Here is a 13,210-nt window from a genome sequence, read left to right on the forward strand (position 1 = left end):
TCCTCAACCGCGCCGACGTGCTCTCCGACGATCCGCCGGGCTCGCGCGGTCACGTCGTGCTGGATGCCCTGGCCGGCCGCGAGCCGCCCGCCGCGCCGCGCACGCACGGGTTCAACCTCGTCGAGGTCGACGCCGACGGCGCGCGTGTCACGATGTGGGACGGCCGATCCGTGCGCCGCGCCGCTCTGGCCCCCGGCATCCACATGATCGCGCACGACGATGTCGACGAAGAGCGCACCGCGCGCATCGCGGCGTGGCACGACCGGTTCCCCGTCCCGGACGACGGCGACGCGCGGTGGTGGAGGCCGTGGCTGGATGTGCTCGAGCGCGCGAGCGCGGACGGGGCGACCGACGATCGCGCGATCGTGCGCGACAACCGGCCGTTCGGCTACCCGACGTTGTCGCTGCTGGTGTGCGCGGCATCCGTCGACGCTGCGGGGGTCCGGCTGTCCTCCGCCGCGTTCGACCAGCCGGGCCGGTGGAACCGGCCCGAGCTGGTCTGATGCTCCCGACGGGAACTCAGTTGTACAGCATGCCGCCGTCGACCAGCAGCACCTGGCCGGTGACGTAATCCGCCTTCTCGCTCGCGAAGAACGACACGACACCCGCGACGTCCTCGGGGGTCTCGATGCGCCCCAGCGCGATGCTGTCGACGTTCTCCTTCAGGTTCTGCCCGCGCGGCTTGCCGTTGATCTCGGAGAGCTTCTCGTCGATGAGATCCCACATGCCGGTGCCGACGATGCCGGGCGCGTACGCGTTGACGGTGATGCCCTGCGGCGCGAGCTCCTGCGCGGCGACCTGGGTGATGGCGCGCACGGCGAACTTGGAGGCCGAGTAGGCGCCGAGGATCGGGAAGCCCTTGACGGCGGCGATCGAGGCGGCGGAGACGATCTTGCCCTTGACGCCGAGTTCGGCGAACTTCGCGGCGGCGGCCTGGATGCCGAAGACGACGCTGTTCACGTTGATCGCGAAGATCTTCTCCAGCTCTTCGGGCGTGACGTCGAGGATCGGCTTGACCTGCGCGATGCCCGCGTTGTTGACGATCACGTCGAAGCCGCCCAGCTGGGCAGCCGCAGCGTCGACGGCGGACACCACGTCGTCCTTCTTCGACACGTCGGCTGCGACGAAGATCGCCGCGCGGCCGAGCGCCTCGATCTCGGCGACGACGCCGCGCGCCTTCTCCTCCTGGAACGCCAGATCGGCGACGGCGACGTCGAAGCCGTCCCGGGCGAGCTGGAGGGCGATCGAGCGCCCGATACCCTGACCGGCGCCGGTGACGAGTGCAACCTTCGTGGTGGACATTGCGATGTGCTCCTCTTCCTGAGTGGGCGCGCCACGACGCGTGTCGCGCAGATGGACTCCGGCGCCCTTCCGACGAGGAGGTCGAAGGAGTGTCGGAGCGCCCGCGCCTCGATGGGCGGGCATCCTTCCATTCTCCACCCGGCGGCGGAAGGGGGCCCGCTCCGGTGTCCGCGCGCGGTGATAGCGTCGCGGCCATGGACCAGGAAGAGCCCGAGGTCGTGTTCTTCGCCTCCGCGGCCGAGTTCCGCACGTGGCTCGAAGAGCATTACGAGACGGCGGCCGAGCTGTGGATGGGGCTGTATCGCAAGGGCGACCCGCGGCAGGGGCTCACCTGGGAAGACGCGGTCCCCGAGGCGCTGTGCTTCGGCTGGATCGACTCGGCGAACCGTCGCATCGACGAGTCGGCGCGACGGCAGCGCTGGACGCCCCGCGCGGCGCGGTCCAACTGGAGCGCCGTCAACATCGCGCATATCCAGCGTCTCATCGCCGAGGGCCGGATGCATCCCGCCGGCCTCGCGGCCTACGAGCGGCGCACGCCCGATCGCACGGGCGTCTACTCCTTCGAGCGGCGTGACGAGCTGGACCCGGCCGAGGCGGCGGCGCTCGCCGCCGATCCGGCCGCGCAGGCGTTCTGGGACGCCGCGATGGCGGGCTACCGGCGGGTCTGCGCCAACTGGGTGCACGGCGCGAAGCGCGCGCAGACACGCGCCGATCGCCCGGCGGCGCTCGTGGCCGACTGCGCCGCCGGGCGGCTCATCCCCTCGCAGCGCTACGGGCAGACGCCCACGTGGCTCGCGCGTGCCGCCGAGGCCGCCTCGGCCGCGGGCGAGAAGGGACAGGACACCCGCGGTGAGACAGGACGTGCCGCGCCAGGTCTCGCCGCGGGTGGCTCGACTCCTGAGGCAAGCCGCTGACGCGGGCGTCAGTCGCGGTGGGCGCGGTAGTAGTCCAGGAGCGCGCGCGTCGAGGCATCCTGCGCGTCGTACGCGGCGGCGTCGCCCTCGACGGCGGGGGCGATCTGCAGCGCGAGCTGCTTGCCGAGCTCGACGCCCCACTGATCGAACGAGTTGATGCCCCAGACCACGCCCTGCGTGAAGGTGATGTGCTCGTACAGCGCGATCAGCTCGCCGAGCACCCGCGGGGTGAGCGCGGGCGCGAAGATCGACGTGGTCGGGCGGTTGCCGGGGCAGGTCCGCGCCGCCACGAGCGCCCCGGTCGTCCCCTCGGCCTCGACCTCCTCGGCGGTCTTGCCGAACGCGAGCGCCTTGGTCTGCGCGAGGAAGTTCGCGATGAACAGGCCGTGCACATCGCGCCCATCGTCGGTGAGCGGATAGGCGGGGTTCACGAATGCGATGAAATCGGCCGGGATGAGGCGCGTGCCCTGGTGGAGCAGCTGGTAGAACGCGTGCTGGCCGTTCGTGCCCGGCTCGCCCCAGAAGATCTCGCCGGTCTCGGTGGTGACGGGAGAGCCGTCCCAGCGCACGCGCTTGCCGTTCGACTCCATCGTGAGCTGCTGCAGGTACGCCGGGAAGCGCGACAGCTGCTGCGCGTACGGCAGCACGGCGTGCGACTGCGCACCGAGGAAGTTGGTGTACCAGACGTTCAGAAGGCCCATGACGACGGGCACATTCGAAGCGAGGGGAGTGGATGCCATGTGCTCGTCGATCGCGTGGAAACCCGCGAGGAACTCGCGGAACACGTCGGGCCCCAGCTCGATCACGAGCGACAGCCCGATCGCGGAGCCGACCGAATAGCGGCCGCCGACCCAGTCCCAGACCTCGAACGCGTTCGCCGGGTCGATGCCGAAGGCCTCGACCTTGTCGAGCGCGGTCGAGACGGCGACGAAGTGGTGGGCGACGGCATCCTTCTTCTGCGCGTCGGACCCGTCGATCGCGCCGGCGGCTTCGAGCCCCGCCCAGAGCCAGTCTCGCGCGAGGCGAGCGTTGGTCAGGGTCTCGAGCGTCGTGAAGGTCTTGGATGCCACGACGACGAGAGTCGTCTCGGGGTCGAGGTCTTTCGTCTTGTGGGCGAGGTCGAACGGGTCGATGTTGGAGACGAATCGGGCCGAGATGCCCGCGTCGGCATACGGTTCGAGGGCGGCGGAGACCATCGCGGGGCCGAGGTGCGACCCGCCGATGCCGATGTTCACGACGGTCTTCACGGGCTTGCCGGTGATGCCGGTCCACTCGCCCGAGCGCACCCGGTCGGCGAACGCGCTCATCGCGTCGAGCACCCGCTGCACGTCGTGGTCGACCTGCTGCCCGTCGACGACGAGCGGGGGCGAGGCCCCGGGCGGGCGGCGGAGGGCGGTGTGCAGCACCGGGCGGTCCTCGGTGGTGTTGATGTGGTCGCCGCGCAGCATCGCGGCGAAGCGCTCGGCGACGCCGGTCTGCTCGGCCAGGCGCACGAGCGCGGCGACGACACGATCGTCGACGAGGTTCTTCGACAGGTCGACGTGCAGGTCGGCGAGCTCGAAGCTGAGACGGTCGACGCGCCCCGGATCGGCGGCGAACCAGCCGCGCAGATCGGGGACGAGCGCCTCGCTCAGTGCGGTGAGCTCGGTCCAGGCGGGGGTGGTGGTGGCATCGATCGGCGTGGTCACGCACTAACGCTAGCGCGGCGCCGCCGGTGCGGACAGGGGAGGCACGGAGAAGGGCCGGTCGGTGTCTTCGGCCGACCGGCCCTTGCATCCCGTTGCACCAAAGGAAGCAGATGAGGAATCTGCATCGCCGGCCGCGCCGTGACGAGCGGGGGAGCTGCTGTGGAGCGGCTGCGGCGATGACTCGACTGTATAACGGCGAGGTAACGGCGGGGGCTCGTCGCGACGGTCCCATACCGTTCGCATAGCCGACGGTCAGGAACGCAGCGCCACGTACCCCGCCGAGACGCTCACCGTCACCCGGTTGGCCGAGCTCGACGCGACGTCGAGGCGGTTGTCGAGCTGGCCCGCCGAGACGTCGGTCGAGACCGCGTACGCGTCGTCGGGCAGCGTGAGGTCGAGCCGGCCCGCGCTCACGTCGATCGACACCTCCTCGGGCGCGCGGCCGGTCACCGCGCCGGTCACCGCCCCGGCGCTCAGGCGCAGGTCGGCCTCGCCGACGTCGGCCAGCTCGAACGCCAGCCGCCCCGCCGAGACGTCGACGTCGGGCGATCGCGCGGTGCCGCCGAGGTCGATCGACCCCGCCGCCAGGTCGACGTCGAGCTCGCCGTACGAGCCGCTCGCCCGCAGCACGCCGGCCGACAGGGACAGGTCGGCGTCGACGGGCGTGTTCTCGAGCGCCCGTGGCAGAGTGAGCGTGGCGACGTCGGACTCGCCGAACAGCCGCCAGCCGCCCCACCAGCCCCGCTCGGTCGTGACCCGCACGGCGTCCTCGTCGCGCGTCAGCCGCCAGTCGTCGGCGCTGCCGGTCACGTCGAGGCGCACCTCGTCGCCCTCATAGACGATCGTGAGGTCGGCCGCGGCGATGTCGATGTCGAGGGTGCGGATGCCCCGGGCATCCGTCGTCAGCGTCTCGCTGCGCTGCACGGCCGCGCGCACCGCGGAGACCGCCCCACTCGTGAGCGCACCGACGATGAGCAGCACGCCGAGCACGATCGCGACGATCGCGATCACCCGCGCCGACGTGCGCGGCCCGCCGGGTCCGCGCGCGCCGGCCGGAGTGCCGGGGCCGGCGGGGGCCTGTCCGACCGGGCCGCCGGGTCCGGCGGTCGGCGGAAGCGGCGGAGGGGTGAGGGCGGTGGTCATCGCGGGGCTCCGTTCTGGGGCGCGCCGGTGGCGCGGGAATTCTGGTCGTGCCCGAGGTGCACGAGGGCGGCGAGTACGCGCCGGTTGCCGTGCTCGTCCTGCTCGAGGTCGAGCTTCTGGAAGAGCGAGGTGATGTGCTTCTCGACGCTCGCCTCGGTGATGAACAGGGTCTGCGCGATCGCCTGATTGCTCTTGCCCTCGGCGATGAGCGCGAGCACGGTGCCCTCGCGGTCGGTGAGGCGCGCCATCCGCTCGTCGCGGGCGCGCCGGGTGAGCAGCTGCGCCACGACCTCGGGGTCGAGCACCGTCGCGCCCGCCCCGATGCGGTCGACCGCGTCGAGGAAGTCGCGCACGTCGGCGACGCGGTCTTTCAGCAGATAGCCGAGCGCCGCCGACTGGCCGGTGATGAGCTCGCTCGCGTACCGCTCCTCGACGTACTGGCTGAGCACGAGCACGGGAAGGCCCGGATGCGCGGCCCGGAGCGCCAGCGCCGCACGGACGCCCTCGTCGGTATACGTGGGCGGCAGTCGCACGTCGAGGATGCACAGCTCGGGGCCTGCCGCCTCGACGGCGCCGGGCAGGTCGGCGGCGTCGGGGAGCGCCGCGACCACCTCGTGACCGGCGTCGTCGAGGAGGCGGACGAGCCCCTCCCGCAGCAGCGCGGAGTCTTCGCAGATCAGGATGCGCACGGGACGCTCACCTCCAGAGTCGTCGGTCCGCCGGCGGGGCTGTCGAGCCGGCTCGCGCCGCCCGCCGCCGTGATGCGGTTCGCGATGCCGTCGAGTCCGCCGCCGGGGAGCACACGCGCCCCGCCGACACCGTTGTCCTCGACGCGCGCCCACAGGGTGGGGCGGCCGCCGACGGCCGCGTCGTCTCGCAGCCGCACGACGACGCGCACCTCGCCGGCACGGGAGTGCTTCGCGGCGTTCGTGAGCGCTTCGGCGATCGCGAAGTAGACGGCGGCCTCGGCGGTGCGGCTGCACCGGCCGCCCGGCGGCAGCCGCACCGCCGAGCAGCACGGGGACGTGCGAGCGCGCCGCCAGGGCGCTGAGCGCGGCATCCAACCCCCGGTCGTCGAGGACGGACGCATGGATGCCTCGGGCCAGCTGCCGCAGCTCGGTGATCGCTGCCTTCGTCGAGGTGTGCGCCTCGTCGATGAGCGCCTGGGCGGCGGTGGGGTCGTCGTCGATCTTCTGCTGCGCGAGGCCCAGGGTCATCGCGACCGAGACGAGCCGGGGCTGCACGCCGTCGTGCAGGTCGCGCTCGATGCGGGTGCGTTCGACCTCGCCGGCGCGCACGGCGCTCTCCCGCTGCGTGCCGGCCTCGCGCGCCTGCTCGACGAGCTGGGCTTCACGGTTCGGCACGAGGATCGCCCGCGTCAGCACGCCGTGGAGCACGGCGATGCCGGCGAGCAGGGCGGCGCAGACGATGAGGCCGAGGACGCCGACCAGCAGCGCCCACTCGACGGCGACGTGGAGGCCCGTGACCGGCACGCGCACGGTGTCGCCGCCGAGGAGCGGGGCGAACAGCAGCACGAGGCTCGAGGCGAGCCCGCCGACCAGCGGCAGCACGAACAGGCCGAGGATGGTCGAGACCGCGGCCGACGCGATGCCGCGCCACATCGGGCCGTCGGTGAACTGGTCCCAGACGCTGCGCAGCCACCCGGCGAACCCGGGGCGGTCGCGGCGACGCGCGCGCAGGGCGGGCAGGCCGTACCGATAGAGACCCTCGACCCGCTCGTACTCGAGCCACGCGGTCGCGTAGAGCGCGTAGACGAAGGCGAGGAGGAACAGCAGTCCGATGCCGAACAGCAGCACGAGGCTGATGCCGAGGCTCAGCAGCGTGGCGAGCACACCGAAGATCACCGAGCCCACGACGCCGACCGCGGCCAGCTGGGCGAGCGCGCCCAGGGCGCGCGCCGTGCGCCCGCGCCGCGACCGCGTGGACGGAGAGGTGGTCGCCGGGCCTGCCGGTCCGGCGGCTGTCCCTACAGCCGGTGGGACGGGCGTCGCGGAGGGCGCCGGAGCGGCCTCGGAGGTGGCCGCGGGGAGGGGCGCGGGAATGCTCGCGGTGGTCATGGCTCCTACGGTAGGGGCGGCCCACGCACGGGCACACGGGTGCCAGCCGGTGGAATCGGATTCGGGATAACCCCCGGCCCGCGGGAGGATGGAGGGGTGAGCGCCCCCGACATCCGCCTGATCGCCGTCGACATGGACGGCACGCTGCTGCGCCCCGACGGCTCCATCCCCGAAGGTCTGTGGAGCCTCCTCGACCGAATGCAGGAGCGCGGCGTCGCGTTCGCCCCCGCGAGCGGCCGTCAGCTGGCGACCCTCCAGCGCATGTTCGCCGGAGTGGAGGGCGAGCTCGACTACATCGCGGAGAACGGCGCGTACGTCGTGCGGGGCGACGAGGAGGTGAGCTCCGACGCCGTGGATGCCCGTTTCGCGGCATCCGTCGTCGCGCGCCTACGCGCCCACGTCGCCGCCGGAACGCTCCGCGCCGGAATCGTCGTCTGCGGCAAGCGGTCGGCCTACATCGAGGAGACCCACCCGGAGTTCCTCGCCGAGGTGCAGAAGTATTACGCGCGCCTCGAGATCGTGGACGACCTCGACGCCGTCGACGACCAGGTGCTCAAGCTCGCGATCTACGACTTCGACGGCGGCGAGGAGCACACCGCCGTCGCCTTCGCCGATCTCCGCGAGACCCATCAGGTCGTCGTCTCGGGGCTGCACTGGGTCGACATCATGAACGCCACGGTGAACAAGGGCGTGGCCCTCCGGAACCTCCAGGCGGCCCTCGGGGTCACCCCCGCCCAGACCGCGGCCTTCGGCGACTACCTCAACGATCTCGAGCTGCTGCAGGCGGCCGACTGGTCCTACGCCATGGCCGACGCGCACCCCGACGTCGCGGCGGTCGCCCGCCACCGCGCGCCCTCGAACGCCGACGCGGGCGTGGTCACCGTCATCGAGGGGCTGCTCGGCGACTGAACCCGCGCGCGTCGGGTAGACCCCCGGCGCCTCCCGCGGGCGTAGCGTGGATGCCATGGTCACGATTCCCACGGTCACTCTGAACGACGGCACCACCTTCCCCCAGCTCGGATTCGGCACCTACAAGCTGACCGGCGACGACGGCATCGCCGCGATCGGCTCGGCGATCGAGAACGGCTACCGGCTGCTCGACTCGGCCGTCAACTACGGCAACGAGCAGGAGGTCGGCGAGGCGGTGCGGCGCAGCGGCATCCGCGACGAGCTGATCGTCACGACGAAGGTGCCCGGCCGCGAGCACGGCTACGAGGAGACGATCCACTCGGCGCACGCGTCGCTCGACCGCCTCGGGCTGGACCGCATCGACCTCTACCTCATCCACTGGCCGAACCCGTCGGTCGATCGCTACGTCGAGACCTTCCGCGCCATGATCGACCTCCGCGAGAAGGGCCTCGTCGGCTCCGTCGGCGTCTCGAACTTCACCGAGGCGATGCTCACCCGCCTCATCGACGAGACCGGTGTCACCCCGGCCGTCAACCAGGTCGAGATGCACCCCTACTTCCCGCAGCAGGCGCTGCGCGCCTTCCACGCGAGCCACGGCATCCGCACCGAGAGCTGGAGCCCGCTCGCGCGCCGCAGCGAGCTGCTCTCGGAGCAGGTCATCGCCGACGTGGCATCCGCGCACGGGGTGACGCCCACGCAGGCGGTGCTGCGCTGGCACACCCAGCTCGGCTCGACGCCCATCCCCAAGTCGGCGACGCCGGAGCGTCAGGTCGAGAACGCCGACATCTTCGGGTTCACGCTGACCGATGACGAGGTGCGGGCGATCTCGGGCCTCGAGCGCGGCCGGCTCTGGGGCGGCGACCCCGACACGCACGAAGAGATGTGACGCGGGCCGCCGGGCGGGCGGGTCGTGTGGCGCCGCCGCCGGCGGTATGCGCGGCCGCGCAGGCGGGCCATCCGACTCGGGCTACTACGGCTGCCCGGGCGGGTCAATCCCCCTGACGGCGGCCGGTGCGGAGCTTACGGTGGCCGCAGACGCGGCCGCGCGGCCGCGAGAAGCGGAGGGCGCGATGAGCGACCAGACTTTCGAGCAGCCGGCGGATGCCCCGGACTCGGACGACACCGAGGTGACCACGGAGCCCGGCGGGCTCGGCGACGACGGCACGATCCCGCCCGACCCCGACGGCGTGGCCGCCGGGCACACCGGCGAGGCCTCTACGTTCGAGCCGGAAGAGGACGAGGCCGCGCCCGCGTGAGCAGGCGGTCGAGGCCGTAATAGACGTAGCCGACACCGATGAGGGCCACGGTGAGGCCGGCGATCCACGCGATGACGCCGCCGACGCCGTTCACCGAGGCATCCATGAACGGGTACGGCACGGTCGTTCCGCCGCCGAAGCGGCCGCCCGCCGAACTGTAGGTGAAGGCGAACGCGAGATACGCGTAGGGGATCAGCGCCCAGAGGAGGGGGTCGTACGGCTTGATGGCGCCCTTCGGGATGAACAGCAGCCAGTCGACGATGACGAGTGCGGGCGTGATGATGTGCACGAGGTTGTCGGTGAGCGTGAACGGTTGATACGCGCCGGGCTGGGTGAACAGTGACGGCGCCAGCACGAAGAGGTAGATGAGCATCGTGACGGTGATCGCAGGCCCGACACCCGCGCGATCCCGAGCAGGATGACGAAGGAGGCGACGGCCCGGTAGGGGAACGCGCGGTCGAGGTCGAGGCCCCAGCGGTCGCGCAGCAGCGCGCGCCCGACCTTGACGATCGACTGCTCCGCGGCGATGAACGCGAAGCCGTCGCCGGTGGGGCGGTCGGCGGTGGTGAGGGCGGCGAGGCGGTCGGCGAGCACCGTGCCGGCCGTGGCATCCATCAGGTGCGTGAACCGGCGCATGGCGGGAACGGCGGTCTCGTCGCCGGCGAGCAACCACGCGTCGGGGCGCCCCGTGAGCACGAGCGAACCGCGGGGCCCGCCCACTCCGGCGGGCGCGCCGATCTCGGCGCACGCCGCCCACGGCGCAGCGATCCCTTCCGTGGCGGCCTGGTCGTGTCCGCCGTGATCGCGAACTCGAGGTCGAGCCAGCCCCCGTCGGCGTCCCAGGCGAGCGGGGTGTATTCGCGGCTCGGGGCGGCGCGCAGCTCGTCGACGCTCGCCGGCTCGCCTCCCGGGAAGAACACGCGGATGTGGTCGTCGGAGCCGGGGGAGTCGAAGCCGCGCAGATCGGCTCCCTCGGGGCGGATCCGTACGTACTCGGGCGTCAGCCACTGCCGTGCGGCGAGGCGCGCGAAGCGGAAGCGCAGCTCGTTGCCCACCCGGGTAAGCCCGAAAGAGGGGGCGCGACGGGCGGGGCCGGGTTCGACGAAGTCATGTGGTTAGGATAGCCTTGCCTGGCTCGGCGCGCGCCGCCGGGCATCCCCATCACCGCACCGAAAGATACGTCACGCATGCCTTCGACACGTGCTCGCTCATTCCTGCTCTCCTCCGCCGCGCTCCTGTCCGCGGTGACTCTGGCCGGCTGCGCCGGTTCCGCGACCCCGGCGGCGTCGTCCCCCGAGACCGCCCCGACCTCGGTCACGGTGACCGACAACCACGGCGAGCAGACCGTCGCGGTGCCGCCGCAGCGCGTCGTGGCGACCGACAACCGCACCATCACGGTGCTCGATGACTGGGGCGTCGAGGTCGTCGCCGCGCCGCTCGACATCTTCCCCGCCGACCTCTCGTACAAGGAGGAGGGCTCGAAGACGGTCAACATCGGCAACCACGGCGAGCCGAACCTCGAAGCCGTCGTCGCCGCCGACCCCGACCTGATCGTCAACGGCCAGCGCTTCGCCTCGTACTACGGCGACTTCCAGACCCTCGCGCCCAACGCGACGATCGTCGAGCTCGACCCGCGCGAGGGCGAGGCGTTCGACGCCGAGCTGAAGCGCCAGGTCACCGTGCTCGGCGAGATCTTCGGCAAGCAGAAGGAGGCGGCGAAGCTCGTGGCCGACTTCGAGAAGTCGATCGAGCGCGTCACCGCGGCCTACGACAAGAACGACACCGTCATGGCCGTGATCACCTCGGGCGGCGAGATCAACTACGCGGCTCCGTCGACCGGCCGCACGCTCGGCCCGGTGTTCGATGTGCTCGGCCTCACGCCCGCGCTCACCACCGACGGCTCGACCGACCACCAGGGCGACGACATCTCGGTCGAAGCGATCGCCGCCTCGAACCCCGACTGGATCCTCGTGATGGACCGGGATGCCGGGGTCAGCGCGAACACGGACGAGTCCTATACTCCGGCCAACGACCTCATCGGGTCGTCGGAGGCGCTGAAGAACGTCCCCGCCGTCACGAACAAGCACATCGTCTACATGCCGGCGGGCACCTACTTGAACGAGGGCATCGTCACGTACACGACCTTCTTCAACTCGTTCGCCGACGCGCTCGAAAGCTGAGGCGCCGCGTGCAGCGCGCTCGGCAGCGGCTCCTCACGTGGCCGCTGCTGGGCGGGCTCGCCGTCGTCATCGTCCTCGTCGCGGCCTCGCTCATGGTCGGCGTGTACGACGTGTGGGGGGCACCGGGCGGTGGAGAGATGTTCCTCATCACCCGCGTGCCCCGCACCGTCGCGCTCGTGCTGGCGGGCGCGGGGATGGCGATGTGCGGGCTCGTCATGCAGATGCTCACTCAGAACCGGTTCGTCGAGCCGACGACCACCGGAACGACCGAGTGGGCGGGGCTCGGCCTGCTGGTCGTCATGCTCCTCTTCCCCGACGCACCGCTCATGGCGCGGATGGTCGGGGCGGTGGCGGCGGCCTTCGTCGGCACCATGATCTTCTTCCTGTTCCTCCGCCGCGTCGTGCTGACGTCGTCGGTGATCGTGCCGATCGTCGGAATGATGCTCGGCGCCATCGTGGGGGCCGTCTCCACCTTCATCGCCCTGTCGACCCACACGCTGCAGAGCATGGCGATCTGGTTCACGGGATCGTTCACCTCGGTGCTGCGCGGCCAGTACGAGCCGCTCTGGATCGTGCTGTTCGTCGTGATCGCGATCTTCATCGCCGCCGACCGCTTCACGATCGCGGGGCTCGGTAAGGAGGTCGCGACCGGCGTGGGCGTCGACTACGACCGGGTCGTGCTCATCGGCACCGGCCTCATCGCGCTCGCGGCGGGCGTCGTCACCGTCGTCGTCGGAAACCTGCCCTTCCTCGGGCTGATCGTCCCCAACGTCGTCTCGCTCATCCGCGGCGACGACCTGCGCTCGAACCTCCCGTGGGTCGCGCTCGGGGGCATCGCGCTCGTCACGGCGTGCGACATCGTCGCGCGCGTCATCAACATGCCCTTCGAGGTGCCGGTCTCCCTCATTCTCGCGATGATCGGGTCGGTCGTGTTCATCCTCCTCCTGCTGAGGCAGCGTCGCCGTGCCTGAGATCCCCGCCGCCCCGTCCATCGCCGCGTCGATGCGCCCCGCCACCTCGCCGCGAAGCGCGCCGCCGCGCCGGACCCTGCCGTTCGCGACCGCCGCGCGCGGGCGCCGGTACGCGATCGTCATGACCGTGCTGGTCGCCCTCGCCGTCGCGGTGGCCGCCGGCATCTTCGCGTGGGAGAACCCGATGCCGCTCGGCAGCGACGGCTTCTGGCGCATCGCCCAGCTGCGCGTGACGAGCCTCATCGTCATCGTCGTGGTCGCGTTCTGCCAGGGCATCGCGACGATCGCCTTCCAGACGGTCACCGCCAACCGCATCGTGACGCCCTCGCTCCTCGGCTTCGAGTCGCTCTACACCGCGATCTCGACCGCCGCGATCTTCTTCTTCGGCGTCTCGGGCGCCCTCGCCGTGCAGGGCGTCGGAGCCTATCTCGCGCAGGTCGCGGTGATGCTGCTGTTCTCCGGCATCCTCTACGGCTTGCTCCTGTCGGGGCGGCGCGCGAACGTGCAGATCATGCTGCTCGTCGGGATCATCCTCGGTGGAGCGCTCGCGGCGTTCTCGACCTTCCTGCAGCGCCTGCTGACACCGACCGAGTTCGACCTGCTGACCGCACGTCTCATCGGCTCGGTCGCGAATGCGGATGCCACGTACCTCCCGATCGCGATCCCGCTCGCCGCGATCGCCGTGGTCGCCCTGATGTGGGGCGCCCGGCGGCTCGACGTGCTCGCCCTCGGCCGACCCGTCGCGCTCGGGCTCGGCTCACCGCACCGC

The 13,210-nt window shown here is 71.6% G+C and carries 14 protein-coding genes and 1 pseudogene; 8 read left to right on the top strand and 7 right to left on the bottom strand.

Annotated features, from left to right (window positions below; genetic code table 11):
• Positions 1-17: 17 nt before the first annotated feature.
• A complete protein-coding gene (locus FHX68_RS13030; RefSeq protein ID WP_229661514.1) occupies positions 18-503 on the top strand; it encodes an NRDE family protein in 486 nt (161 codons plus the stop codon).
• A 16-nt stretch (positions 504-519) separates the two neighbouring features.
• Here the strand turns inward: FHX68_RS13030 and FHX68_RS13035 are convergent, their stop codons facing one another.
• On the bottom strand, positions 520-1,302 hold the full coding sequence (locus FHX68_RS13035) for an acetoin reductase (protein WP_141380173.1): 783 nt from the start codon (positions 1,300-1,302) through the stop codon (positions 520-522).
• Positions 1,303-1,496: 194 nt separating this feature from the next.
• Here FHX68_RS13035 and FHX68_RS13040 point away from each other — a divergent pair, with 194 nt between their 5' ends.
• Positions 1,497-2,216, top strand: a complete 720-nt coding sequence (locus FHX68_RS13040; protein ID WP_141380172.1) for a YdeI/OmpD-associated family protein — start codon at positions 1,497-1,499, stop codon at positions 2,214-2,216.
• An 8-nt stretch (positions 2,217-2,224) separates the two neighbouring features.
• On the opposite strand, the gene pgi is transcribed toward FHX68_RS13040, so the two are convergent.
• The 4 genes and pseudogenes from pgi to FHX68_RS13060 all read right to left on the bottom strand — a co-directional run bounded on the left by pgi (position 2,225) and on the right by FHX68_RS13060 (position 7,125).
• A complete protein-coding gene (pgi, locus tag FHX68_RS13045) occupies positions 2,225-3,904 on the bottom strand; it encodes a glucose-6-phosphate isomerase (RefSeq protein ID WP_141380171.1) in 1,680 nt (559 codons plus the stop codon).
• 252 nt (positions 3,905-4,156) lie between these two features.
• Positions 4,157-5,047: a DUF4097 family beta strand repeat-containing protein gene (locus FHX68_RS13050; protein WP_141380170.1), complete on the bottom strand. Its 891-nt coding sequence runs from the start codon at positions 5,045-5,047 to the stop codon at positions 4,157-4,159.
• The gene (locus FHX68_RS13055) at positions 5,044-5,736 is read right to left on the bottom strand and encodes a LuxR C-terminal-related transcriptional regulator (protein ID WP_141380169.1); all 693 of its coding nucleotides are present in this window, start codon (positions 5,734-5,736) and stop codon (positions 5,044-5,046) included. The genes FHX68_RS13050 and FHX68_RS13055 overlap by 4 nt, the downstream gene beginning before the upstream one ends.
• Positions 5,724-7,125 (bottom strand): annotated as a pseudogene (locus tag FHX68_RS13060) (sensor histidine kinase). Before FHX68_RS13060 ends, FHX68_RS13055 begins: the two are co-directional and overlap by 13 nt.
• A gap of 96 nt (positions 7,126-7,221) precedes the next feature.
• Here FHX68_RS13060 and FHX68_RS13065 point away from each other — a divergent pair.
• From FHX68_RS13065 to FHX68_RS13075, 3 genes are all read left to right on the top strand, one after another.
• A complete protein-coding gene (locus FHX68_RS13065; RefSeq protein ID WP_141380168.1) occupies positions 7,222-8,034 on the top strand; it encodes a Cof-type HAD-IIB family hydrolase in 813 nt (270 codons plus the stop codon).
• 55 nt (positions 8,035-8,089) lie between these two features.
• Positions 8,090-8,920: an aldo/keto reductase gene (locus tag FHX68_RS13070; protein WP_141380167.1), complete on the top strand. Its 831-nt coding sequence runs from the start codon at positions 8,090-8,092 to the stop codon at positions 8,918-8,920.
• Between the two features lie 184 nt (positions 8,921-9,104).
• Entirely contained in the window at positions 9,105-9,290 is a 186-nt protein-coding gene (locus FHX68_RS13075) for a hypothetical protein (protein ID WP_141380166.1), read from the top strand.
• Here FHX68_RS13075 and FHX68_RS16190 read toward each other — a convergent pair.
• The gene (locus tag FHX68_RS16190) at positions 9,250-9,963 is read right to left on the bottom strand and encodes a Pr6Pr family membrane protein (protein WP_255314016.1); all 714 of its coding nucleotides are present in this window, start codon (positions 9,961-9,963) and stop codon (positions 9,250-9,252) included. The two genes, FHX68_RS13075 and FHX68_RS16190, sit on opposite strands and share 41 nt — an antisense overlap.
• Positions 9,905-10,345 carry a siderophore-interacting protein gene (locus FHX68_RS13085; protein WP_229661508.1) on the bottom strand — a complete coding sequence of 147 codons (441 nt, stop codon included), beginning with the start codon at positions 10,343-10,345 and terminating at the stop codon, positions 9,905-9,907. The genes FHX68_RS16190 and FHX68_RS13085 overlap by 59 nt, the downstream gene beginning before the upstream one ends.
• 132 nt (positions 10,346-10,477) lie before the next feature.
• Between FHX68_RS13085 and FHX68_RS13090 the strand changes: the two genes are divergently transcribed.
• The 3 genes from FHX68_RS13090 to FHX68_RS13100 form a co-directional block, all read left to right on the top strand.
• Positions 10,478-11,470: a siderophore ABC transporter substrate-binding protein gene (locus FHX68_RS13090; protein ID WP_141380165.1), complete on the top strand. Its 993-nt coding sequence runs from the start codon at positions 10,478-10,480 to the stop codon at positions 11,468-11,470.
• A gap of 8 nt (positions 11,471-11,478) precedes the next feature.
• Entirely contained in the window at positions 11,479-12,441 is a 963-nt protein-coding gene (locus tag FHX68_RS13095) for an ABC transporter permease (protein WP_255314015.1), read from the top strand.
• On the top strand, positions 12,434-13,210 hold a 777-nt coding region (locus FHX68_RS13100), incomplete at its 3' end, for an iron chelate uptake ABC transporter family permease subunit (protein ID WP_244926868.1). The genes FHX68_RS13095 and FHX68_RS13100, both read left to right, overlap by 8 nt.

Source organism: Microbacterium lacticum (assembly GCF_006716815.1).
Classification (GTDB): domain Bacteria; phylum Actinomycetota; class Actinomycetes; order Actinomycetales; family Microbacteriaceae; genus Microbacterium; species Microbacterium lacticum.

Excerpts from the sequence above, each read along its gene's own strand:
- FHX68_RS13070 (WP_141380167.1), top strand. The coding sequence starts at position 8,090 with ATGGTCACGATTCCCACGGTCACTCTGAACGACGGCACCACCTTCCCC.
- FHX68_RS13050 (WP_141380170.1), bottom strand. The coding sequence starts at position 5,047 with ATGACCACCGCCCTCACCCCTCCGCCGCTTCCGCCGACCGCCGGACCC.
- FHX68_RS13035 (WP_141380173.1), bottom strand. The coding sequence starts at position 1,302 with ATGTCCACCACGAAGGTTGCACTCGTCACCGGCGCCGGTCAGGGTATC.
- FHX68_RS13075 (WP_141380166.1), top strand. The coding sequence starts at position 9,105 with ATGAGCGACCAGACTTTCGAGCAGCCGGCGGATGCCCCGGACTCGGAC.
- FHX68_RS13040 (WP_141380172.1), top strand. The coding sequence starts at position 1,497 with ATGGACCAGGAAGAGCCCGAGGTCGTGTTCTTCGCCTCCGCGGCCGAG.
- FHX68_RS13090 (WP_141380165.1), top strand. The coding sequence starts at position 10,478 with ATGCCTTCGACACGTGCTCGCTCATTCCTGCTCTCCTCCGCCGCGCTC.